Here is a 23,008-nt window from a genome sequence, read left to right on the forward strand (position 1 = left end):
TGCTCTAGATGTTGCAATAACTATAGCTGTTAATGCTATTAGTGATGAAAATGCTCTAAATTGGTTTAATCATTGTGGTCTGTTTGTTGAGCCTACTAGTACCGCAAGGCGGAAGTCAAAAGTCGAAAGTCAAAAGTCAAAAGTATTATGGAATGGGCTTTTTAGGGATTTTAAATGGTTGCTCTATTTACGCCGTGGCGTACTAGGTAGTTTTTATTGTGGCTGGTTTGAACGCAAACTGCTGTAAGAAAAAGTCTCAAACAAGTTCTTGATTCTATCTCTCCCGATGCGATGCCTACGGCGGTAAACTACGCTTCTATTTGTGGATGGAACTATATCCTGTCTGCTTTATTAAGTGCAACTTCATAGAGAATTGGTATTAGCTGGTAATTTCTTTTTCAAAAATCACCTAAATTATTTTTTCTCACTTGTGATAAATTCAAGCTAACATTACAATGCAGCCAACTGACATGAGATCCTAGTGGTGCATCAAAGACCTCAGTAGCCGCTGATTTGAGACGTTATACAGATGTCGCAAAAAGTCTACATAATATGGACAAAGATCAACTTAAGCGGGTTTTGACGGAACGGATGGCAATCGGTCCTGGTCAGCCGTGGTTTGAGTCTAGGGTAGACCCCATCGACCAGTTTGTGCCTCCTGACTTCACGTTGAGCCAGATTTTCTTCACACAACAAACAGCTTCCACGCTCGTGTGCGCGCTGGATGTATATGCGAATCCGTGTTGCCTTTGTACACCTCGGCTTGCAGCCGAATGGTTTCGACGAGGACGTCGGGTCACGCTTCTAGACATCGACCCGAAATTTGCCGAATTCGCAGATTTCTTCCCTTATGATTTGCGGGAGCCGCAGCCGATTAACCGAGAATTTGATGTAATTGTCGTTGATCCCCCGTTCTTCATCCCTGAGCCAGTGTATCAGGCGATCAATGTTCTAACTGGCGATCGCCGACCGGATCTATTCTTGGTGTTCGCCGTCGAACACGAAGCAGAATTGCTGCGGCTTTTTGCCGAGTATCGACTCCAACCGACAGATTTCAATCTACGGCATAGCAATGTAAAAGTTAGTCACCAGCCGTTATTTCGGTTGTACGGTAGTCAGCCCAATTTAGTCTGTAAGTGAGAACTATGCTGCTAAACCAAGTGCTGCACCTGACTGGGCCTGCCATACTGGTTTCGACAGCATCAAGCTCTTGCGACGACCCAGCCCTTTCAACGCGAACGGACGAACTAGTAAAATTAAATCTGAAACCTTCTCCCGGTCTGGTATCTGGAGTCAGACTGCAATGTATCCTCAAGAGATTCGATGAGTTGAAGTGTCAAAATGTTACCGTCCATCTTTGAGCAATTTGTACAACAAAGTCCCGTAAATGTAATGGCACGAGCAGCTTCTGTCGATTAATTAGGGGATTTTTTATTAGGGAAAAACCGCAGATAATGACTCGAGGAGCCATAGAGGTTTTTGTAAAGAAACCAGGTATCAAGCACTAGTTCTAAAAGAGCAATCAACACCCAAATTGCTAGAGAAACAATTATAGGGAGGCTGAGATCAGGAAACTTCCTTTGCAAGTCAATAATTCCAAATAACAGCAGAAACAGCAGCGAAACTCCCAGGAGAAAAGATAACTTGACGATCGCCAGAATGAAACGGCTCATCTCCAGGATGCGATTGTAAAGCTTGGAAAATCCCTCCACGATTTCTTCAATATTATTGATCACAAGTAAAATTTGTTGTCGGTGCAGATGGGTAGCTAAGGAGCATTGTTGCTGCACCTGCGCCCATTCATATTCATTCTTGAAATTATCTAAAAGCTTGTCCAAAGGTAGCATAGCAGATCCCTTATCGACCAGGATCACTAAAGGTTTGTTGGTGAGGGGATGTCCCGACGCATTGTAGCTATCTTTAACTTGGTCTCGATTTACCAAAGATACTATTGCCCCTTCCTTCAACCACATACTAGCAATTTGCAAACTTGCATCCAGTAGTCCACCTGGGTCAGAACGCAGATCCAAGACATAGCCCTGCACCTGCTGTTTTTCTAATGCTTGAATTGCCCGATGCATCTCTTGCGGAGCCGTTTGCGTAAACTCTGGTAAACGAATATAACCAATCTTACCCACTGCTGTTGTTTGCGTGTTGTAAGTTACAGGATGGATAGCAATATTTGCGCGGGTAAGGTTGAAAGTTTGCGATTGATTCCCCCGTTGAATCGTCAGTACTACCTTGGTTCCCACTGGACCCAGAATCCGCTTAACGGCATCCTCAATTTTCATCCCCTGAGTTCTTTGACCGTTAATCTGGACAATTACATCGTCCGGCAAAATACCCGCCCTAAAAGCAGGCGTTCCTTGAATCGGGGCGATAACATTGTTGGTCAAGTAAAATTTATTGCAGATATCTTCCGAGTTGTTCTATAAAGGTTAATCCATTAACAGGATTTTTATATTCTCAATCATTTTTTGCAACACAACCCTTTTTTTCAGCTTTTCTACTTTGTATACTAAGCTTTTTGCGCCATGCTTCCATGTAAGTGTAAAACACTGGAGTCAGATAGAGAGTCAATATCTGAGAGAACAGTAATCCACCAACGATCGCAATTCCCAAAGGACGACGCGCTTCTGAACCTACTCCCGTCCCCAGAGCAATCGGGAGTGTCCCAATTAAAGCTGCCATCGTCGTCATCATAATTGGACGGAAGCGAATCAAGCAAGCGGCATAAATGGCATCAAAGGAATTTTTCCCTTCCTTTCGCTGCGCTTCAATAGCAAAGTCCACCAGCATAATGCCGTTTTTCTTGACGATGCCCACTAGCAGAATGATGCCGATGAAAGAGTAAAGATTTAAATCAACCTGGAAAATCAGCAGCGTCAGTAATGCGCCAAAACCCGCCGAAGGTAGACCGGAAAGAATGGTGATCGGGTGAATGAAATCTTCATAGAGGATACCGAGAATCAGATAAATTACTAAAATAGACACCAACAACAGCACGCCTAAATCGTTGAAGGACTGTTGGAAGGTTTGGGCTGAACCTTGAAAGCTGGGGGTAATTGTTGAGGGTAGCACCTCACTGGCTGCTTGCTTGATAGCATCTGTGGCCTGACTTAGAGACGTTCCTGGTAGCGTGTCAAAAGAGATAGTTGCAGAGGGGAGTTGAGCAACGTGAGTGACAGTGAGGGGGCCGACATTCTGGGTGATATTGGCGATCGCACTCAGGGGAACCAGTTTTCCAGTACTCGATTGCACATAGAGCATCGATAGGGCACTGGGATCTCGCTGAAACTCCGGTTTCACTTCTAAGATTACATAAAATTGGTCATTTGGGGTATAGATAGTGGAAACCTGGCTGGAACCATAGGCAGCGCTGAGGGTTTGTTCAACTTGTTGGGCGGTAATCCCAAGAGTTGCAGCTTTGTTGTGGTCAAATTGGACTTGGATTTGGGGAGTGCTAAGTTGTAAATCGCTGTCAACGTCCCTGAGTCCTGGTAGGGTTTTGACTTTCTCCAGAAGTTTAGGAACGTATTGGCGCAAATCTTGTAAATTCAAGCTCTGCAACGTGAACTGATAAGTAGAATTAGTTTGTTGTCCACCGATGGGAATAGCTGGCGGAGAGCGGAGGAATGTTTTAATCCCAGTTGTCCGTCTCAACTTGGGGGTTAGCTCTTGAATGATTTGGTCAGCACTCAGTTGACGTTGAGAACGTGGCTTGAGCCGAATTGTAATTCGCCCAGAGTTGACCGATGCGTTCGGGCCACTTGCACCCACAATCGAGTCTACTGCTTCAATGTTGGGGTCTTTACGAATGATATCAACAACTGTTTGCTGGTGACGCCGCATATCATCAAAAGAAACATCTTGTGCTCCTTTCGTGTTCGCCATCAGTTGTCCGGTGTCTTCTGTGGGAATAAATCCTTTGGGAACGATGATGAACAGATAGACGGTCATTACCAGCAGAATACCAGAACCAATCAGTGTCATCAGGCGGTATTTTAAGACGGGCTTGAGCGTCCAATCATATCCTTGCAATAATAAATCAAATGCCCGTTCTGAGACTCGATACACCAGATTTGGTCTTTGCTGATGGGATGAAGTTAGAAAGCGACTGCACAACATTGGGGTGAGACTCAGGGAAACAAAACCCGAAACCAAAATTGCCACAGCGATTGTCACGGCAAATTCATGAAATAATTTACCGATTATTCCACTCATAAACATGATTGGGATGAACACCGCCACTAGGGAGAGGGTCATTGACAAAATTGTGAAGCTGATTTCTTTTGATCCCTTCAATGCTGCGTCTAGGGGAGATTCGCCCATTTCTCGATAACGGACGATATTTTCCAACACCACGATCGCATCATCCACGACAAAGCCCACGGAGAGGGTCAACGCCATTAGTGAGAGGTTGTCTAGAGAGAAGCCCGACAGATACATTACAGCAAAAGTCCCAATAATCGCTACAGGTAGCGCCAAACTGGGAATTAGCGTAGCAGTTATGTCACGCAAGAATAAGAAAATCACCAAGACAACTAGACAAACCGAGAGAACCAAAGTAAACTTTACATCGTTGACAGAGGCTCGGATTGTTTGGGAGCGATCGTACATAATTCCCATCTCAATCGATTTGGGAACTTGTTCGCGGAGTGTAGGTAAAAGTTTCTGGATGGCATCAACGATATTTACAGTGTTGGCTCCTGGCTGCGGCTGCACGGCGAGAACAACGGAATGGCGGTTTGTCACCTTGTTATCGCTATACAAATTTGAGACTTTGACGTTTTGTTCACTGTCAATCACCTGCCCCAAATCCTGGAGCCGCACGGGCGCACCATTCTTATAAGTTACAATCAACTGGCGATAGCCGGCAGCATCGGTGAGTTGACCGTTCGCCTGAATCGTATAACTTTTGTAAGGGCCAGAGAGACTACCAGTTGGTAAGTTGACATTTCCCTGTTGAATTGCAGTTTTCACCTGAGTTAGACCAATTCCCCTCGATGCCAACTCTCGTGGGTCAAGTTGGACGCGGACTGCATATTGCTGTTGACCAAAAACCTGTACCTGAGCAACACCATTGATCATCGATATTGGCTGACCAACTGTTACCTCTGCGTATTCATCTACTGTCGAGATTGGCTGTGTCTCAGAATACATATAGAGGAAGAGAACTGGTGAGACAGACGGGTTAACTTTGCGGTAAGTGGGTGGGTGAGGCATTCCGGCAGGCAGTTGTCCGGCTGCGGCTGAGATGGCTGCCTGCACATCTTTTGCAGCATCCTCCACTCTGCGGCTAAAGTCAAATTGTAGGGAAATGTTGGTGCTGCCAGTTGAACTGGTGGAATTGAATGAATTGAGTCCGGCAATTTCGGTAAACTGTCTTTCTAAGGGTGCGGCGACCGAAGATGACATTGTTTCGGGTGTGGCACCAGGGAGACTAGCAGAGACAGAAATAAAAGGATATTCAACGTTGGGCAGCGCACTGATGGGTAACAGGAAATAACTCATCAAACCAAAGATGAGGATACCCATCATCACCAAAGTGGTCATGACCGGACGACGAATGAAGAGTTCTGAAAGGTTCATGAGTTTTGGTCTCCCAGAAATGTGGTAGCGATGCGATCGCTAAATATAATGTCAACCTAAGTTTGATAAATATGTGATAGATACAACAACTCTATCTCTGATTTCTAAACATCTCTAACGCCTCTTTAACTGCTTCTTGAACCATTGGATCTGGATCTTCTAAAAGCTGCGATACAAACTCCACAGCCTCAAATGCTTTGATTTTTCCTAAAGCAAACGCCGCCCGACTACGAACCCATTTGCTAGGGTGTTGAAGTCCTTGAATTAATGCATCTACTGCTCGAAGTTCTTCGAGTACTAATACTACAGAAAAGCCGGAATCATATTTTTCGTCTTGCAGCAGATTAAGAAGAGTATTAACTACTTTAGTTTTCAGGCTATTTAGTGGTATTTCTATCCCATAGCTATTGCTCATATATAGGTCGTTATAAAGTAATTCTACGGTTTGCCAAGAGAAATCTTCAGGAAATATTTTCAGAAATCTTTCGAGAGCTAAGTCTGTAATTCCGGAATTGTATTTCCGATATGCAGCAGCATACTTTTTCTCATCTTTTTCTATGTAACCTTTACGACCGATAAACAATCCTCCACTCTCATAAGATTCTGCCAGAGTCAACATCATAGCTGTTAAATTGGTATATCGCAGTGAAATCTCCGCAGTTTCGGAGATATAAACTACAGGGGAAGTTGCTTGTTCATCATCTGTGGCGACGACTGCCAAAAACTCCATATCCGACATCCAAATTGGCAGGACAGGTTTACCTGCATACTGATACATCATGGCTATTTCCTCATGTTCCTCGACCCAAGTTTGAGCCTCTTTGACTGCTGACTATAAACTTAAAAGGAACATGTAATCAAATATCCAATCATCTGCACAGTCATATTTTGAGTATCCATTTGACCATTCATAAATGTCCCTAACTTCTTTGGATACTTTAAAAGATAGACCACTCAATACATTGTCTATTTATAATGGATTTAAACCTAATGCCAATGATGCAATCTTTGCTGAATGATTTTTTTCGAACCAGTCATGAATTCGGTCTAATGCATCTTTAATATCTGACATAAGTGTTTAATTTGTAATGACGCTCGATGACTCGCTACCGCTTCGCTAACGTAATTGAGAAAATCAGATTTAAGCTTGGTTTTTACATTGTTGAATCTCTAGCCGTTCTTTGAAGAATTCATCCATGTTCAGGACTTTCGCACAGGAAACGGAAAATCGAACCACAGAGGACACGGAGGAATAAGAGTTTGAGAGGTTTTTTGCGTAAGTCATAATGTAAAATCGAGCACAGATACAGCAGAATTTAGGAGACAGGAGAAAAACAGCTTTAATATTTGATTTCAACACATAAATTCTGTACCTCAGTTAGTTGCAAACTGCTATAAAAGACTCATGTTGCTTGTTGAACATTACGATCGCCCCCCAGTAAATGAAAATACCCGACGGAACTTAACTTGACTGAGCTTTTTCCGCCATGATTCCATGTAGATGTAGAACACGGGAGTTAAATACAGGGTCAATATCTGAGAAAATACCAGTCCGCCCACAACTGCAATACCTAGAGGACGGCGTGATTCTGAGCCAGCTCCAAATCCGATCGCTATGGGTAAGGTTCCCATGAGTGCTGCCATCGTCGTCATCATAATCGGGCGGAAACGCACCAAGCAGGCTTGATAAATCGCCTCAGACGGCTTTTTGCCTTCATTTCGCTGGGCTTCAATTGCAAAGTCCACCATCATGATGCCGTTTTTCTTGACGATGCCCACTAAGAGAATTATGCCGATGAAGGAGTAAACATTCAGTTCGACATGGAATATGATCAGCGTTAACAATGCGCCAAAACCTGCTGAAGGCAAACCGGAAAGAATCGTAATCGGGTGAATGAAATCCTCATAGAGAACACCCAAAATCAGATAAATTACTAGGACAGCGATCGCTAACAATAAACCCAAACTCGGCAGTGAACTTTGAAATACCTGGCTTGCGCCTTTAAAGTTGGTGCTGATACTGGCAGGAATAACCTGATCGATCAGTTTTTCTATCTCTTCGTTGGCATTTCCCAAGGACACACCAGGGGCGAGATTAAAGGAAATAGTGGCGGCGTTCATCCGACCGTTATGATTGACCATTAACGGGCTGATTCCTTGAGACAGTTTGGCGAATGTCTTCAGAGGAACTGCCACTCCAGTACTGGAGTTAATATATAATGTCAACAAAGCATTGATATCCTCCTGATACTGGGGCGCTAATTCCAGAATCACCTGATATTCATTGGTCGCTGCATAGATGGTTGACACTTGGTAGGAGCCGTAGGCATTTCTCAGGGTATTTTCGATTTGCTCGGCGGTAATCCCATAAGTTGATGCTTTATCGCGGTCAATGTCAATTTGAATTTGGGAAGCAAACTGTAAATCGCTATTAACATCCTGGAGTTCTGCCAAGGTCTTCATCTTCACAACAAGTTGAGGAACATACTCCTGCAAGGGTTTGACATCAGAACTCTGGAGTGCTAATTGATAAAGTCCTGTACTTTGTTGAGCGCCAATCGGAATCGCTGGGGGATTTTGTAAGAATACTTGGATACCTGGAACAGTGGCGAGTTTGGTTCGCAAATTTTGAATGATTTCATCAGCCCCAAGTTGGCGCTGCGATCGCGGTTTTAACCGAATAAACAAACTCCCGGAATTGGCTGCAACTGCTGCTCCACTGCCACTAGCACTGGCTCCCGCCCCGATATTGGAGTTGACTGCATCTACGTTTGGGTCTTGGCGGATCAGGCTAGCAACTGTCTGCTGATGCTGAACAAGATTATCGAAGGATGCATCCTGGGCTGCTTGGGTAATGCCTGTAATTTGTCCGGTATCTTGGCTAGGAATAAAGCCTTTGGGAACTATCACCAACAGCCCAACTGTCACCGCGAATAGAAAGACAGATAAAATCATCGTGGTGCGGTGATATTTTAAGACTTTTTTCAGACTCCAATCGTACAGACCGAGCAAGCGATCAAACACATATTCGGAAGCTTGATATAAGCGACTTTGATGGGCATGATCCACAGGACGCAGAAAACGGCTGCATAACATCGGAGTCAGACTCAAAGACACAAAACCAGATACGAGAATTGCAACTGCGATCGTCACAGCAAATTCATGAAATAATCGTCCCAGCACTTCACTCATGAACAACATCGGGATAAAGACTGCAACTAAGGAAAGGGTCATCGATAGGATTGTGAAACCAATTTCTCTCGACCCATTCAACGCCGCTTCTAGCGGTCGTTCCCCCATTTCCATGTGACGGACGATATTTTCCAGCATGACGATCGCATCATCCACTACGAAACCCACCGAAAGGGTCAACGCCATCAGCGACAGGTTATCTAGTGAGTAGTGCAGCATATACATCACCGCAAAAGTACCAATTAGCGAAACGGGTAATGCCAAACTGGGAATCACCGTCGCCGAGAGGTTCCGCAAAAATAGGAAAATCACTAAGATAACTAAACCAATCGTCAGAATCAAGGTAAATCTAACATCATCCACTGAATCTCGAATCGACTGAGATGCATCATAGAGAATCCCAATTTCCACGGATGCCGGAATCTGGCTTCGCAAATTCGGGAGCAATTTTTTAATCGTGTCTACGACTTGCACCGTATTGGTTCCGGGCTGTCTTTGAATAGTGAGAATAATCGCGCGGGTATTGTTGTACCAGCTTGCTAACTTATCATTTTCTACACTGTCAATGATCCGCCCCAGTTGATTGAGATAAATGGGCATTCCATCTTTATAAGACACAATCAGCTGGCGATAAGCAGCCGCATCCTGGAGTTGCCCGTTAGTCTGGACTGTAAAATTCTTGTGATTTCCCGAAAGACTGCCGGTAGGCAAATCGACGTTACCCTGTTGAATCGCCGTCGCCACCTGATCTAGACCAATTTGCCGTGTTGCCAATTGCTGCGGATCAAGTTGAATTCGAGCCGCATACTTTTGGGAACCATAGACGGCTACCTGTGCCACCCCATTGATTGTAGATAGCTTTTGCGCCAGATAAGTCTCGGCATAATTATCTACCTGGGAAAGGGGCAAAGTGGGAGAGTCTAGATAAAGGTAGAGAATGGGTTGATCTGCGGGGTTAACTTTGCTGTAGGTGGGAGGATTGGGTAAATCCGTCGCAATTTGCCCCGATGCTCCCGATATCGCTGCTTCCACATCCTGCGCCGCATCATCAATATTCCGGCTCAGATTAAATTGCAGGGTAATTTGAGTCTGGCCCAGAGTGCTAGTTGAGTTGAGCGAATCGAGTCCAGCAATGCTGGAAAATTGCTTCTCTAGTGGGCGGGCAACCGATGCTGCCATCGTTTCCGGGCTGGCTCCCGGTCGAGCGGCACTTACCTGAATTGTGGGATAATCCACACTTGGTAAATCGCTGATTGGCAGCAAGCGATAACTCATGAAACCGAAGATCAAAATCGCCGCCATCACCAGAGTCGTCATGATCGGACGGCGGATAAATGGTTCTGAGAGGTTCATGAATCACCTCCGCCTGAGTTGGGGCGTTCTCCCCCCTGCTCCCTGCCCCCTGCCCCCCTTCCTCTTCTTGACTTCGAGGAATTTCCATCTGCATTTGAGTTATTGCCGGCTGTTTTGACGCGGACTTTGCTCCCCGAAACGAGATTCGCTTGACCATCAGTGACAATTTTATCGCCTGGTTGCGGCCCTTTCCCAACCACATCTAGCCCATTAATGGTGTTACTAACTGTAACTGGAACATTTTCTACCGTCATGTCTGGCTTAACTACAAAGACAAACTGACCATCCGGCCCATTCTGCACCGCTTGGGAGGGAACAACTGTTGCATTCGGTTCTTCGGTTAGCGTCAGTGTTGCGTTGACAAATTGACCGGGAAACAGGTGTCCTTGAGTGTTGTCAAAGTCGCCAATCAGTTGAATTGTCCCCGTAGTGTTATCGACCGTATTATTAACAAATGTCAAAACACCTGGTAATGGATGAGCTTGATTATCGGGGAACGTTACATCTACTTTCAGCTTGCCATTCTGCATATACTTTTGGACTTGGGGCAGATTTGTTTCGGGAATGGAAAAAGCAACTTGAATCGGGCGAATTTGGGTCAGGGTAACAAGTGGAGTCGTGCTGTTGGCTTGCACCACATTGCCCAGAGTTACCAGAATATTGCCAGCGCGACCATCAATCGGCGCATAAATTTTGGCGTAAGATAATTGCACTTTGGTATTGTCCAATGCTCCCTGGTCTGAACGGACAACGGCTTGAGCGTTAGCGATCGCTGCTTGATCGCCCTGCACAACTGCTCCAGTATTAGTCAACGCCACTCGATCGCTTTTCAAAACTGCCTCGGCATTAGCGATCGCTTCTCGATCTGCTTGTAGGGTTGCTGTAGCCGATTTGCTGTTGGAAACATATTGCTGTGCTTGATCTAAACTGATAGCGCCCTTTTTGTATAACGCACCATAGCGATCGCTCTGTCCTTCGGCAAATTGTGCTTGGGCTTGATCCTTGGCCAAAGTCGCCTGGGCTTGTCGCACCAAGGCTTGGTCTTTGATTAAAGTCGCTCTAGCTTGGTCTACCTGACCTAAGTCTCTAGCTAATGTAGCTCTTGCTTGTTGTACCTGCGCTTGGTCTTTCACTACAATTCCTTGAGCTTGCTGGATTGCAGCAGTTTGCGATCGGTCATCCAGGGTAAACAAAAGTTGTCCCTTTTTTACGTCTTGACCTTTCTTGAAATAAACTCCAATGATCCGTCCACTAGCTTCGGGCGTAATCGATACTGTAGACCCCGATTGCACATTACCGATCGCCTGCAATTGTACCGGAACCGTTTTTTGTGTCACCATTGCCACAGTTACAGGTGTTACTTGCTGCCGATTCCGTCCAGATTTTTCAGTTTTGTCTGACTTGGCTGCACCCGCATGGATACCAAAAAAAACCAGCCCAGCCAGCAACAGCATCCCCAAAATTACCAAACTAATCTTTTTTGGCGATCGTGGCAGCTCCGGTTTTATACTGTTCTCAGTCAAACTCTCGTTAGAAATTTCATGGTTCATCAGAACCTCCAGGGGATTTTAGTTTATTAAAAACAGCCAAATCCTTTACCAATAGTGAGTTAGCCTCTGCTGATTAATTAGGATGTTTTGGATTAGGGAAAAACCGCAGATAATGACTCGAGGAGCCATAGAGGTTTTTATAAAGAAACCAGGTATCAAGCACTAGTTCCAAAAGAGCAATCAACACCCAAATTGCTAGAGAAACAATTACAGGCAGGCTGAGATCAGGAAACTTCCTTTGCAAATCAATAATCCCAAATAACAGCAGAAACAGCAGCGAAACTCCCAGGAGAAAAGATAACTTGACGATCGCCAGAATGAAACGGCTCATCTCCAGGATGCGATTGTAAAGCTTGGAAAATCCCTCCACGATTTCTTCAATATTATTGATCACAAGTAAAATTTGTTGTCGGTGCAGATGGGTAGCTAAGGAGCATTGTTGCTGCACCTGCGCCCATTCATATTCATTCTTGAAATTATCTAAAAGCTTGTCCAAAGGTAGCATCTGGGAGCTAGTTGGCCAAATTAGTAAATCTTTTAAATGCAAGGGAACTAAATAGTTAATCAGCGCTATCAGAGTTTCAGCAAAATTACTGAGTTCGGGGGGAAGAGACTGAGTTAGACGAATAAGTTGGTCAATCTGAATCTGAAGTGTATAGTAGTCCTCATGTTGCCTTTGAGCAATCAACTGACTATTAAACGTCAGGAAAACAATTAACACCCCCAATAAAGCAGCTAAGGACTGGGATACAGCAGAAAAGAATTCAATCGCCACCTGTTTAGGCACTGTCAGCCAGGGGTCATTTTCCCGCATAGCAAAAACTAAGGTGACAACAAATACAACCCCGACAATCGCTAGCTGATGGTGGGTAACAGTAGCTATGACTGTCCGCACTAGGGGAGTGTTACTGAGTTGAACCAGGATTTTCAGACCTGGGACTGGTTCACAAATTTGAAGTCGTTGGGCTTTGCGGGTTGACATGATTGAAAGTGGCGATAGGAGATATTGTTAAGAGTATCCCTATACTTATTGCCCACTTTGTAAACTTAGATGATTGGCCTCCGACTGAATCAATTTGCTTAGGTCAGCAACAGCGCTAGCATACTGAGGATCAGCTAATGTCCCCAAGGTTCGGTTTTGCAGCAATGCTTTCTGTTGTGCCTTGGTTAACTCCACGTTAATATCTGGTGCAATGCCGACATGATTGATATCTCGACCTTTGGGTGTATAGTATTTAGCGATCGTTAGTTTCAGCGCTGAACCATCAGAAAGTGGCTCTACAGATTGAACTAAACCTTTACCGAAGGTGCGAGTCCCTATTAACCTGGCGCGATTGTCATCTTGCAATGCTCCCGACAGAATTTCGCTGGCGCTAGCAGATCCCTTATCGACCAGGATCACTAAGGGTTTGTTGGTAAGGGGATGTCCCGACGCATTGTAGCTATCTTTAACTTGGTCTCGATTTACCAAAGACACTATTGCCCCTTCCTTCAACCACATACTGGCAATTTGCAAACTTGCATCCAGTAGTCCACCTGGGTCGGAACGCAGATCCAAAACGTAGCCCTGCACCTGCTGTTTTTCTAATGCTTGAATTGCCCGATGCATCTCTTGCGGAGCCGTTTGCGTAAACTCTGGTAAACGAATATAACCAATCTTACCCACTGCTGTTGTTTGCGTGTTGTAAGTTACAGGATGGATAGCAATATTTGCGCGGGTAAGGTTGAAAGTTTGCGATTGATTCCCCCGTTGAATCGTCAGTACTACCTTGGTTCCCACTGGACCCAGAATCCGCTTAACGGCATCCTCAATTTTCATCCCCTGAGTTCTTTGACCGTTAATCTGGACAATTACATCGTCCGGCAAAATACCCGCCCTAAAAGCAGGCGTTCCTTGAATCGGGGCGATAACAGTTAAGGCTTTAGTTTTTTGATTCAGTGCCAGTTCCAACCCAACACCACTGAGGTTGCCAGAAAGGTCTTTATTTAGGGCAAGAAATTCCTGGGGGTCGAAAAACTCTGTGTAGCGATCGCCTAATTTAGCCACCATTTCTTGAATCGCTCCATAAGCCTGTTTGTTGGAACTATAGGAACGGCTAAGATACTGCTGTCGAATTGCTTTCCAATCTTGATGGTTAAAGCTGACATCAACATAATTTTTATCTAGGATTTGCCACACCTCATCTACGAGTTTTTGGGGGCTAGCTTGGGGTTTACCTAGAGCTTTTGAAGCGTAGAGACTAGTGAATGCCAGGATTGCTGCGATAATAGCGAGTTCTATCTTGAAGATCAATTTGTGCTTGAACATACTTTAACTATTTACCATCTATTGCCTTATAAGTAATCTTGATTTTGACTTGTTGCACTAGGATTTATCTTGGGATTGCCCTTTCCGGTGAGGATAGGCAGTCTTAAAAATATCCTGAATTTTAGTCTTTTGTTCAGTTGTGAGATTCAGGCTCAATACTGCTTTACGCATTCTTTCACCTTGTTGTAATTTCGCTGACAATTGCTTTACCTGATCTGGGGTCAAAACTGCCTCAACTTGCTTGCGAACTGCTTCGCGTTTCTCGGCGCCCTGCGGCGTATTCGCTCCAGGAGAGTTGGTCGCAGAAGCGTTGTTATTAGATACCTTTGTTCCAGAGTCCTCCCCTTGAGACACATCTGGAGACTTAGAACTGGTGCAACCTGTCATTCCTGCAATCAGAATAGTTGCAAGTAAAAGGCTTGGTAAAATTATCTGTTTTTTAATCATTTACTTTTCTGGTTTTTGTTGTGTGTAATCCGACTGTTCTGACTCAATTTCGGTTGATGACTGTTTAGAAGGTGTTTGAAAAGTTACTGCTTTACTCACACCAGCTAATTTTAAAAGTTGGGATGGGTTTGTGCATCAGCTAGAATTCCTAACCTGACCAGTAAAAAAGTACTCAAGTAATTGTGACTTTTTTCCTAATTTAGAAATAATTAATCAGTCAGAACGGCTCTATCGACACTAGAGACAGATTCGTTATATAGAAAGAAGAGTTTCATCCTAAAATTGTGAAAATACCTATGGTTTTGTTACAAAGGCCATTGAGTTGGAACAGTTCTATGGTTCGCTTGACCTACCCATCGTTTCGTCTGTTGCTTTACCTAGAGTGGCTGTTATTAGCCACGGCAATGTTCATGGAAGTTCTGCTGCCGTTTGAGTTGTCCTGGTCGTTGCTGCTACGAGTTGTCGCGATCGCAACTTTCAGCTTGCTGGGCTTGAGACTACCAATGGTGAAGCTGGAAACAAAATTACTTTATACAGCCCTGGAATTCGGTTTAATTTTACTACCAACAACTCAACATAGCTTATCTAGTCGCTCCGTTTTCCTGCTGTGTCTGGTACTGGTGATGCGGAGTTGCCTGATATTTAAGCAATCGGGACAGTTGCTTGTCTTGGGTTTATCTCTGCTAACTTATGGAACACTGCTTTTGTCAAGACCGATTGTACCTGATAAGTTTATGCCAGATAAGCTGATCGCTATGTCTTGGGATTGGCGATTAAGTAATATATTATTGTTTAGCTTAACGTTAGTATTCGCTTTATTGTTAATTAATGCCCTGCTTGCAGAGCGCCAAAGTCGAGAGCAGTTAGAAATTGCCCATCAGCAATTAGAGATAACCAATCAACAACTGTGTCAGTATGCACTACGGATTGAAGATCAGGCAACCTTGCAGGAACGCAACCGAATTGCCCGTGAAATTCATGATGGGTTGGGACACACTTTAGTTGCCCAAACTATTCAGATTAATAATACCTTGTTGTTCTGGGAATCAAATAATCACAAAGCATTGACATTTCTCAAACAGGCAAAGGAATTGGGGGCTGAGGCGCTGCTGGAAATTCGGCGATCGCTTTCTGTTTTACGTTCAAATCCTTTGCAAGGACAATGTCTAAAATCAGCGATTGAAAAGCTGCTGACAGATTTTCAGCAAATCACAGGTATTGAACCGGGCTGTAAAATTGATCTACCATACACTTTACCAACAGAAGTAAACACCGCCCTTTACCGGATTGTGCAAGAATCGCTGACAAATATTTGTAAACACGCTACTGCAACGAGTGTCACCGTTGGACTATTGGCTGAGGCTGGGATGATTCATCTGTCAATCGAAGATAATGGAAAAGGGTTTAACCCTACTCAAAATACAACCGGGTTTGGGCTACAAGGGATGCGAGAACGAGCGGTTGCACTGGGCGCTCAGTTAAATCTCCACAGTCAATTAGGAACAGGTTGCTGTATTTCTGTTTCTTTGCCACTATCAAAGCTGTTGTTTTAGCTATGATTCGGATTTTATTAGTTGACGATCAGCATCTTATTCGCCAGGGACTTAAGAGTATGCTTGAGTCCAATGCCCAGATGCAGGTAATCGGTGAGGCGGAGAATGGGCAACGTGCACTTGAGGTGATTCCTGCACTGCAACCTGATATTGTGCTAATGGATATTCGGATGCCCGTAATGGATGGAGTTGCCACAACAAAGGCGATCGCTCAACAATATCCTGACATTAAGGTTCTCGTTCTGACCACCTTCGATGATGATGAGTATGTTTACCAGGCGATGCGGGTGGGTGCAAAGGGCTATTTACTCAAGGACACCGAACCTGATGAATTAATGTTGGCAATTCGATCCGTCTATAAGGGACAAACCCTACTCGGTCCGGGATTGTTTGAGAAAGCACTCATGCCGATTACCGCACCTGTCCCGTCTGTGCAAACTCCTCCAGAATTGGCGCAACTTACACCCAGAGAATTAGATGTATTGCGGTTAATTGCTTCTGGAGCCAATAACCGTGAAATTGCCGAATCGCTGTTTCTTTCAGAAAATACTGTTAAGAATTATGTTACCAATATTTTGAGTCGGTTGAATTTACGCGATCGCACTCAAGCCGCTTTGTTTGCTCATTCCTTGTTTGGGCACTAATTTGATATAATACAGTAGACCAAAAACTTTTGCCTTAGCGTTCGCGGAGCGTCTAGTAGAGAAGCTCACCGTACTCTTACAGGGAAGCAAGCGAAGCGTCCCAAAGGGAAGGTATTGCTCCGTTCCTAGTCTAAAAGGACACGAATAATGTTCGTACCCAAGGCGGCTCACAGAATATGGTTGCTGGTGATCGGTGAAACGTGAGTGTTGAATTGTAGATGGCGATCGCTATAAGGTTTAAGCATCAGCGAGAATTTGACAACAATTTGTGGACATTTTACTGACAGCGCTTGGATGAGTTCAACCCCTGACAAAGCTAGAACCCCAATAACAGCAACAAGTGTGTTCTTTTCTTCTGCTGCGATCGTCTTCTTGATCTCGCTTAAAAGCAATATTGCCAAATAACTTGTTTCGATTTGGTGTCCGCAAGCGGTTGAATTTGCCATAATTGTAAACAAAGCCAAGGATTATTTCCTCTAAATAGTTCGTACTCTTTTTGATAAGAGAGTAGTATCAGTTTTTATGTTGGAACAACAACCGGAAAATTTGCAGCTTTATGTTAATTGGTTAGCCATAGAAGCTTTACAAAAATCAGAACCATCAGCATGGTTTGAAGTTTTATATGCTAAAGCTTTAGGGGACGCAGCACAAATTCCTTGGGCTAAGTTAGCCCCTCATCCTTATCTGCAAGATTGGTTGACGAATCATGAAGCATTCACCTCACAGCAAAAGGCGTTAGTAATTGGTTGTGGCTTGGGAGATGATGCTGAAATTTTAGCTCATCAAGGGTTTGAAGTAACTGCCTTTGATATTTCACCGACAGCAATCGCCTGGTGTCAGCAGCGATTTCCTGATTCATCTGTCAAATATGTAGTTGCTGATTTGTTAGCAATTCCCTTACAGTGGCATCAAGCCTTTGACTTTGTTTTTGAATGTCGTAATATTCAAGCTCTACCTTTGAATGTGCGTTCTTCAGTTATTTCCTCAGTTGCTTCTGTTGTTGCTTTAGGTGGAACACTGTTGCTGATTACTCATATTCGAGAGACAGAATTTGAACCGAATGGTCCACCTTGGCCATTATCAAACTCGGAACTTGAACAGTTTGAAAGTTTAGGATTATACCAAGTAGGGAAACTTGTGTTTTCAGAGTCTAAGCAAATTGATGTTAAACAAGTGCGGATTGAATATCAAAAATATATTATTAGTAAATAGTAATTAGTGCTCCAGGGTAAGCGCATCTAATTTTGTAGTTATTGATACAGACAAAAAGCTTAAAACTTTGTCTAAATATCGATTTTTCATTCAAAATAGAACGAATTGTCGTAAATGATTGAAAAAACATGAGTGAAATAGCTTTTTAGGTTTTTTAATCACATAAAGATGGAAATGTCAATCCCACCCCTTGACTCAGTGTAGTAATTTTGAACTTATTTGTGTTTTGGGTGAACCCCAAAACTACCGGATCAATAGGGTTTGAGATGCGCTTACCCTGATTAGTGCTCAAATTCTGTTGCTGTTGTAGCAATGACAGCAGTTGCTTTTATTTTAAACTTCTAGCTCGTCAACGTAGCTATTAACCTGGGTTTGCTCTCAAGTTTAAATTTGCCTAGTGAAAATGTAATTAATTCTGTCGCTGTACTTAGCAACTTGGGTTATATAGCGAAGTCTTTGATATAATCTGCTGGCCGTATGTAGTTCCATATATCCAATTTGGACAGATCAATTAATCCTACTTACCTTAGATTTGCGACTCACCCCAAATTCCGCATAATTCCGTATGACTTATCAAAAAACACTGTTGCTGTACCTGTTTCACCGTGCCGTGCCTTAGCCATGATTAGCTCTAATATTCCTTGGTCTGTAGTGTCTGGGTTGTAGTACTCATCCCGGTAAGCGAGAATGATATTGTCTGCGACCATTTCTAGAATTCCCGACTGGCTAAGGTCACTCATCATTGGGCGCTTATTCTGTCTGCCCTCAACTCCCCTAGAAATTTGAGAAAGTGCCAACACAGGAACTTCTATTTCCCCAGCTATTTTGTAAAGTCCCCGTGCCACGTCACCTAGTTCATAACTACGGTTGCCCCCGGAATCCTCTGCCATCATTTGCAGGTAATCAACTACAACTAACCCTAACTTTCCTTCTTTGGCTTTTACCTGACGGCATTCGGAAGCAATTCCAGAAACGGTAATACCCCTTGAGTCATTCATGTACAGTGGCAGTTCCGAGGCTATACCAACAATTTTGGCAATACTGGCGAATTCCCAGTCCTCTAAAGGTCTACTACCTGAACGATGCCTACGAATACGATCGCTCTTCAGTGGGATCAAGTCTAAATGCTTGTAGGTATTAGTAACACTAATTAAACTCCACAGTCTGTACTCCAATTGCTTTTTTGTCATCTCCAACGAGAAGATAGCCACAGGTAAATCATGGAGCAGTATCATCTGGAGTGCCAGGAACAACCCGATAAAGGATTTACCCATTGATGGCCTCCCCCCAACTATAGTGAGTGTGCCATTTTCAAATCCCAACATTAAATTATCAAGTTCATGAAGTCCTGTGGGGTAGATGGGATTATCTGAATATAATTCCTCATAAGCAGCAATATTAATTGTGCTGTTGTGTTCAGTATTGGAAGATAAAATTTGATTAGATAGTTGAAAAACCTTTTGTTCTGCCTGATCCAGGACAATTGGTAACTCTTTTTCAGTCTCATAACCCAGATGCACAATTTCATTGCCAGCTTTAATCAACTGTCGCCGCAGGTACTTTTCCATTACCAGTCCTGCTAGAGCATCAATGTTAACGGCTGACACTGTGCGATCTACCAGAGTTGCTAATTTATTTCTTCCGCCAATACGGGACAGCAAGTCGTGGTCAGCAAGCCAGTTAGTGACTGTGAGCAAGTCTGTAGGTTTACTCTGGCTGAAAAGACGCAGTGTTGCTTGATAAATATCTTTGTGAGCGCTGATGTAAAAGGCTTCTGGAATAAGGATTTCGCAAATCCTGCTTATTGCTTCTGGATCTAGCATTATGCCGCCCAAGATGGCCTCTTCCGCCTCGATATTTTGGGGTGGCAGGCGATCTCTACCATTGCCTTGAAAACTTAGTTCTTTAGCCATAAGTAACTTGAGATTTTCAATTCAGAGGAGCTTTTCTAAAGAGACGATACCGAACGCGAAGAGCGTCTGGTAGAGTTGGCGGACTATGCCGACGCTAAATCTACCCATTGCTTCTGGGTTTGGCATTACCCAACCCAAGCTAGCTTTTCTAGCTTCAACTTTCTGGAGTGGCAATTGAGCACGGGGAGTAATCATATTTTCTCCTTATAAGTTTCAATAGCTTGCTGACGCTGTTGCTCAATTTCCTGTTGAAACTTTTTCATCATTTGGTTGCTGCGGCTGCTTTGAGATTTTTTGGATTGCGCTTGTTGCCAAGCCAGAAATTTCTTGTAATAAACCTCCCAGCGATTTTGTCCAGCTTTATTCTGATGAGCCAACCAAGCTTCAATGTCGTTGACTGGCTGACTGAGATTTTTGGTTTTCTCCCCACAAAATTCCAAAAAACTCCCTCGCTCGTCTTCTGAGAGAGTCTTTATAAAGTCTAAATAATTCTTATTAATCTTAGGGTTTTGAAATTCCCTCCCCACAAGGGTTTCAGCCTCTGCATGGTGCGTGGCGATCGCGCATGGTGCGTCATGATCCATCGTGGTGTGTGGTGATCCACCGTGGTGCGTAGCGATCGCGCTCGGTGCGTCATCACACCTTGGGTGCGTCATCACACCATTGGTGTATGGAGACACCTCTGGTGCGTCATCACACCATAATCCTTTAGGCTTTACCTTGGTTCTAACTAGCAGCAACTCTAAGTCAATGAATCCCTTTGCATCCAATTCTTTTAGGGCGCGACTTACAGTTTGTCTGTGGACTACCCGCTCTGGTGCTGACAACTGACGGGCAACCTCAGCAGCATTGATGTCAATCCCTTGGTTATAAGGGTCAATAGTTCGGATGTAGTAAAGGACATCCCTCTGTGCTGGTGTTAGTTCACGGCAGGCTTTCAGCCATTCTTCATGCTGAAGTGGATAGAAACGTCCTTGAATTTTTGAATTTGGTTGTGTCACAATTCTGCTAATACAAATGACAAGACAAAATTTCGCCTCTATTCCAATGGATCTAGGCTAATTTTTAGGTGTTCATCATTAATGCCTTGTCAAATAATTTTCATATTTAATCGTGACAAGACATTTATTTGATCGCTATGCTAGTAGTTTTAAGATTAAAGATATGTCTGGTAAAAAGCACTCCTAGCAAGAGTTTGATAAGATTAAGGTATACATCATAGTTGTTATTTCATCGAACATCACATAGTATAACCGTTAAACTTAAATATAATTAGCAAAGCAATGCAAAGTTTTGTATCAGAAAAAACTCAACGCTATCAGCAGTTATTCGATGAGATGATGAATCGCTTTAATTTGGAAGCGAAGACAACTGCTGAACAAGCTAAAGTTTCTGAAGTCATGTTGTCCCGCTTTCGCCGAGGGAAGGCGGATTTAGGAGCATCAAAACTAATAGCTTTACTTTTGGCTGTTCCAGTAGAAGCAAGGGTGTGGTATTTATCCGAGTTATTTGGACAAAAGCCTGGGATTAGCCTCCGATCGCTAATTGCTGAAGCACCACCTGAAGAACAAGCTGAAGTTTTACGACTAATTGCGGATATTTTTGTGAATAACAGCCGTGAGGCTACAGATACAGTGCAATTACTTAAAGTTTTGTAAATTAGATAGATATAGCCGCTGCCAGGTAGTTGGAGACATAAACTGATCATAAAACCCTGACACCAAGAGACTTTTCACCCTGTTCCCTGCTATAGCTGGAAAATTGGTCGTCCAAAGGGTATTGAATCAGATTAATAAAAAAATATAGAGTGTTGCGATCGCCAATCAGTTGAAGAAAAACCTAACTGATGAAACAGTGGTAAGGTAACTATTCGAGTAAAATTTAATTTCCCTTTAATTTTCCTAGAAGCCTCATCTGCTTGTTAATAGTCATTAATTGAGCGTGAATGAGGGCAACAGAGCTTGTTTAATCATAAACTATGCGGAATCAGGGCTACAGCTTTAATGCCAGATCCGGCAGTAATGGCATGAGTCAGGCGATCGCCTATAGAGGGATGATGTACAGTTGCTCAAAACTTTTTGTACATAGAAAAAGCTTACTCGTTCATGAAATACTTTCTTTGGACGAGGAAGCAAATGTAACAACTACTACTGTGACACCACGAGTACTATTGCACTTTGCTGTGTCGATTTAGCTCCTGCTAATATCAACTTGAGTGTTGCTGAATTAGAACTGGTGGTGGCAGATATGCGGGATATCCGGCTTAAGGAAGCTGTGGAGCCAATATTTAATGAATATGATTTCATTCTTATAGAACCCATTTGATATCTTTTCAGTTGATGCCATTAGTGCATTTGTAATAGCATTACCCTTTTAACTCAATACTGGCGTTATAAGTATTTTTCACCGCAAGGGAAGTCAATCATGATTAGGGTTGTCCACTGCGGTTTTTTTTGACTTGTTCGCGCACCTGATGATGCAACTTCAGTCATGATTTTCTTGACTGATGTCCTGTTGACACCACTGGTGGTAATACCAGAATACTGTTGAATATGGCGACATATCTTGCTTGTAAGTCAGCCCAATTACAACCATTCTTAAGTTGATAAAGTATCCCGTTGAGGATTTGCCGCTTTGTCTATACAGGGGGTCTGGTTTTCTTCTTAGTCGGCAATAATGGCTCAATTATTTCCCACTATGCGTCAGTCAAATCGCTTGAATAACCCATTTTCAACTCTGATCTGCTTCAATGCAGCTAATTTCTGTTGATTCTACTCAATCACCAAAAAGATATCAAATGGGTTCTATAGACTGTCCACCTAGTTTGGGGCTTTTGAGTTACATCAGTCTAGTGGCAGCAACTCATGTGCTTGTCCTAATTCAAACTCAATACAAAGCATTTTGTGGTACTGAGTTATTCTTGAGTACGGTAGCACGAGTGCGATCGCGTCCTAATCGGAAACTGGCGATCGCTGGGTTTATCCCCACTATGTACGATGGTCGTAACATCCAAGATGTTCGTACTTTGGAAGCAATACAGCAGTAGTTAGCGAAAGTAGGTATTGTGTATCCGCCAATTCCCCGTTCTACTGCTTTTGCCGACGCATCTGAAGAACATGTACTTTTGGCTGTTTGTTTATAACCGGAAGAATGCTGGCGAATAAATTGATATTTTTCCGAAGTGAGGTCAAGTAGAGTATGAAACAGAAATGCCAAAATATTAAAGGTTGCTAATAGAGAAGAT

At 43.5% G+C, this 23,008-nt stretch carries 22 protein-coding genes and 1 pseudogene; 10 read left to right on the forward strand and 13 right to left on the reverse strand.

Translation table 11 applies throughout. From position 1 onward, the window contains the following. The 3 genes from V7K49_RS06335 to V7K49_RS06345 all read left to right on the forward strand — a co-directional run. Positions 1-247, forward strand: a 247-nt coding sequence (locus V7K49_RS06335) for a hypothetical protein (protein ID WP_335204899.1), incomplete at its 5' end; no start/stop codon positions are given. 266 nt (positions 248-513) lie between these two features. Beyond that, positions 514-1,140 carry a hypothetical protein gene (locus V7K49_RS06340; RefSeq protein WP_335204900.1) on the forward strand — a complete coding sequence of 209 codons (627 nt, stop codon included), beginning with the start codon at positions 514-516 and terminating at the stop codon, positions 1,138-1,140. Between the two features lie 5 nt (positions 1,141-1,145). After that, positions 1,146-1,361 carry a hypothetical protein gene (locus tag V7K49_RS06345; RefSeq protein WP_334865481.1) on the forward strand — a complete coding sequence of 72 codons (216 nt, stop codon included), beginning with the start codon at positions 1,146-1,148 and terminating at the stop codon, positions 1,359-1,361. 54 nt (positions 1,362-1,415) lie between these two features. Here V7K49_RS06345 and V7K49_RS06350 read toward each other — a convergent pair whose 3' ends face one another. The 8 genes from V7K49_RS06350 to V7K49_RS06385 all read right to left on the reverse strand — a co-directional run bounded on the left by V7K49_RS06350 (position 1,416) and on the right by V7K49_RS06385 (position 14,442). Next, positions 1,416-2,396: a S41 family peptidase gene (locus V7K49_RS06350; protein ID WP_335204901.1), complete on the reverse strand. Its 981-nt coding sequence runs from the start codon at positions 2,394-2,396 to the stop codon at positions 1,416-1,418. 70 nt (positions 2,397-2,466) lie between these two features. After that, on the reverse strand, positions 2,467-5,592 hold the full coding sequence (locus tag V7K49_RS06355; RefSeq protein WP_335204902.1) for an efflux RND transporter permease subunit: 3,126 nt from the start codon (positions 5,590-5,592) through the stop codon (positions 2,467-2,469). 91 nt (positions 5,593-5,683) lie between these two features. Further along, positions 5,684-6,373 carry a HEAT repeat domain-containing protein gene (locus tag V7K49_RS06360; RefSeq protein ID WP_335204903.1) on the reverse strand — a complete coding sequence of 230 codons (690 nt, stop codon included), beginning with the start codon at positions 6,371-6,373 and terminating at the stop codon, positions 5,684-5,686. Between the two features lie 641 nt (positions 6,374-7,014). Next, positions 7,015-10,137: an efflux RND transporter permease subunit gene (locus V7K49_RS06365; protein WP_335204904.1), complete on the reverse strand. Its 3,123-nt coding sequence runs from the start codon at positions 10,135-10,137 to the stop codon at positions 7,015-7,017. Then, positions 10,134-11,687, reverse strand: a complete 1,554-nt coding sequence (locus V7K49_RS06370; protein WP_335204905.1) for an efflux RND transporter periplasmic adaptor subunit — start codon at positions 11,685-11,687, stop codon at positions 10,134-10,136. The genes V7K49_RS06365 and V7K49_RS06370 overlap by 4 nt, the downstream gene beginning before the upstream one ends. Positions 11,688-11,760: 73 nt before the next feature. Beyond that, positions 11,761-12,669 (reverse strand): hypothetical protein, encoded by a 909-nt coding sequence (locus V7K49_RS06375; protein ID WP_335204906.1) that lies wholly within the window; start codon positions 12,667-12,669, stop codon positions 11,761-11,763. A 45-nt stretch (positions 12,670-12,714) separates the two neighbouring features. Next, a complete protein-coding gene (locus V7K49_RS06380; RefSeq protein ID WP_335204907.1) occupies positions 12,715-13,995 on the reverse strand; it encodes a S41 family peptidase in 1,281 nt (426 codons plus the stop codon). A gap of 57 nt (positions 13,996-14,052) precedes the next feature. Further along, on the reverse strand, positions 14,053-14,442 hold the full coding sequence (locus V7K49_RS06385) for a hypothetical protein (RefSeq protein ID WP_334865461.1): 390 nt from the start codon (positions 14,440-14,442) through the stop codon (positions 14,053-14,055). Between the two features lie 335 nt (positions 14,443-14,777). Between V7K49_RS06385 and V7K49_RS06390 the strand changes: the two genes are divergently transcribed. Both V7K49_RS06390 and V7K49_RS06395 read left to right on the forward strand, forming a co-directional pair. Then, positions 14,778-15,995, forward strand: a complete 1,218-nt coding sequence (locus V7K49_RS06390) for a sensor histidine kinase (protein ID WP_334865459.1) — start codon at positions 14,778-14,780, stop codon at positions 15,993-15,995. 2 nt (positions 15,996-15,997) lie between these two features. Continuing rightward, the gene (locus tag V7K49_RS06395; protein ID WP_335204908.1) at positions 15,998-16,639 is read left to right on the forward strand and encodes a response regulator transcription factor; all 642 of its coding nucleotides are present in this window, start codon (positions 15,998-16,000) and stop codon (positions 16,637-16,639) included. Between the two features lie 167 nt (positions 16,640-16,806). Here V7K49_RS06395 and V7K49_RS06400 read toward each other — a convergent pair whose 3' ends face one another. Next, a complete protein-coding gene (locus V7K49_RS06400) occupies positions 16,807-17,103 on the reverse strand; it encodes a hypothetical protein (protein WP_334865456.1) in 297 nt (98 codons plus the stop codon). Positions 17,104-17,161: 58 nt separating this feature from the next. On the opposite strand from V7K49_RS06400, the gene V7K49_RS06405 reads away from it, so the two are divergent. Beyond that, a complete protein-coding gene (locus V7K49_RS06405) occupies positions 17,162-17,851 on the forward strand; it encodes a class I SAM-dependent methyltransferase (protein WP_335204909.1) in 690 nt (229 codons plus the stop codon). 539 nt (positions 17,852-18,390) lie between these two features. Here the strand turns inward: V7K49_RS06405 and dnaB are convergent. Genes dnaB through V7K49_RS06420 form a run of 3 tightly spaced genes read right to left on the reverse strand, consistent with a single transcriptional unit; the run spans position 18,391 to position 20,765 of the window. Continuing rightward, entirely contained in the window at positions 18,391-19,764 is a 1,374-nt protein-coding gene (gene dnaB / locus V7K49_RS06410; RefSeq protein WP_335204910.1) for a replicative DNA helicase, read from the reverse strand. A 21-nt stretch (positions 19,765-19,785) separates the two neighbouring features. Further along, positions 19,786-19,959: a hypothetical protein gene (locus V7K49_RS06415; RefSeq protein ID WP_334865451.1), complete on the reverse strand. Its 174-nt coding sequence runs from the start codon at positions 19,957-19,959 to the stop codon at positions 19,786-19,788. Next, complete coding sequence (locus V7K49_RS06420; RefSeq protein WP_335204911.1) at positions 19,956-20,765, reverse strand: MarR family transcriptional regulator; 810 nt, start codon at positions 20,763-20,765, stop codon at positions 19,956-19,958. The genes V7K49_RS06415 and V7K49_RS06420 overlap by 4 nt, the downstream gene beginning before the upstream one ends. 282 nt (positions 20,766-21,047) lie before the next feature. On the opposite strand from V7K49_RS06420, the gene V7K49_RS06425 reads away from it, so the two are divergent. The 4 genes and pseudogenes from V7K49_RS06425 to V7K49_RS34565 all read left to right on the forward strand — a co-directional run. Next, the gene (locus tag V7K49_RS06425; protein ID WP_298904079.1) at positions 21,048-21,422 is read left to right on the forward strand and encodes an XRE family transcriptional regulator; all 375 of its coding nucleotides are present in this window, start codon (positions 21,048-21,050) and stop codon (positions 21,420-21,422) included. A gap of 320 nt (positions 21,423-21,742) precedes the next feature. Further along, positions 21,743-21,958, forward strand: coding sequence for a hypothetical protein (locus V7K49_RS06430; RefSeq protein WP_335204912.1), 216 nt, complete (start codon positions 21,743-21,745; stop codon positions 21,956-21,958). 41 nt (positions 21,959-21,999) lie between these two features. Further along, positions 22,000-22,089, forward strand: coding sequence for a hypothetical protein (locus V7K49_RS34560; RefSeq protein WP_442948645.1), 90 nt, complete (start codon positions 22,000-22,002; stop codon positions 22,087-22,089). A 472-nt stretch (positions 22,090-22,561) separates the two neighbouring features. Next, a pseudogene (locus V7K49_RS34565) lies at positions 22,562-22,675 on the forward strand (ParA family protein); the annotation flags it as partial. Here the strand turns inward: V7K49_RS34565 and V7K49_RS34570 are convergent. Beyond that, the coding region (locus V7K49_RS34570) for a hypothetical protein (protein WP_442948644.1) at positions 22,651-23,008 on the reverse strand (358 nt) is incomplete at its 5' end. The pseudogene V7K49_RS34565 and the gene V7K49_RS34570 overlap by 25 nt on opposite strands.

It is taken from the genome of Nostoc sp. (genome assembly GCF_036919675.1).
Taxonomy (GTDB): Bacteria; Cyanobacteriota; Cyanobacteriia; order Cyanobacteriales; family Nostocaceae; genus Nostoc.

What these genes read in the sequence shown, in the direction of transcription:
- V7K49_RS06345 (WP_334865481.1), top strand. Translation starts at nt 1,146, where the DNA reads ATGCTGCTAAACCAAGTGCTGCACCTGACTGGGCCTGCCATACTGGTT.
- V7K49_RS06355 (WP_335204902.1), bottom strand. Translation starts at nt 5,592, where the DNA reads ATGAACCTTTCAGAACTCTTCATTCGTCGTCCGGTCATGACCACTTTG.
- V7K49_RS06360 (WP_335204903.1), bottom strand. Translation starts at nt 6,373, where the DNA reads ATGATGTATCAGTATGCAGGTAAACCTGTCCTGCCAATTTGGATGTCG.
- V7K49_RS06365 (WP_335204904.1), bottom strand. Translation starts at nt 10,137, where the DNA reads ATGAACCTCTCAGAACCATTTATCCGCCGTCCGATCATGACGACTCTG.
- V7K49_RS06370 (WP_335204905.1), bottom strand. Translation starts at nt 11,687, where the DNA reads ATGAACCATGAAATTTCTAACGAGAGTTTGACTGAGAACAGTATAAAA.
- V7K49_RS06375 (WP_335204906.1), bottom strand. Translation starts at nt 12,669, where the DNA reads ATGTCAACCCGCAAAGCCCAACGACTTCAAATTTGTGAACCAGTCCCA.
- V7K49_RS06380 (WP_335204907.1), bottom strand. Translation starts at nt 13,995, where the DNA reads ATGTTCAAGCACAAATTGATCTTCAAGATAGAACTCGCTATTATCGCA.
- V7K49_RS06385 (WP_334865461.1), bottom strand. Translation starts at nt 14,442, where the DNA reads ATGATTAAAAAACAGATAATTTTACCAAGCCTTTTACTTGCAACTATT.
- V7K49_RS06390 (WP_334865459.1), top strand. Translation starts at nt 14,778, where the DNA reads ATGGTTCGCTTGACCTACCCATCGTTTCGTCTGTTGCTTTACCTAGAG.
- V7K49_RS06395 (WP_335204908.1), top strand. Translation starts at nt 15,998, where the DNA reads ATGATTCGGATTTTATTAGTTGACGATCAGCATCTTATTCGCCAGGGA.
- V7K49_RS06405 (WP_335204909.1), top strand. Translation starts at nt 17,162, where the DNA reads ATGTTGGAACAACAACCGGAAAATTTGCAGCTTTATGTTAATTGGTTA.
- dnaB (WP_335204910.1), bottom strand. Translation starts at nt 19,764, where the DNA reads ATGGCTAAAGAACTAAGTTTTCAAGGCAATGGTAGAGATCGCCTGCCA.
- V7K49_RS06415 (WP_334865451.1), bottom strand. Translation starts at nt 19,959, where the DNA reads ATGATTACTCCCCGTGCTCAATTGCCACTCCAGAAAGTTGAAGCTAGA.
- V7K49_RS06425 (WP_298904079.1), top strand. Translation starts at nt 21,048, where the DNA reads ATGCAAAGTTTTGTATCAGAAAAAACTCAACGCTATCAGCAGTTATTC.
- V7K49_RS06430 (WP_335204912.1), top strand. Translation starts at nt 21,743, where the DNA reads ATGCGGAATCAGGGCTACAGCTTTAATGCCAGATCCGGCAGTAATGGC.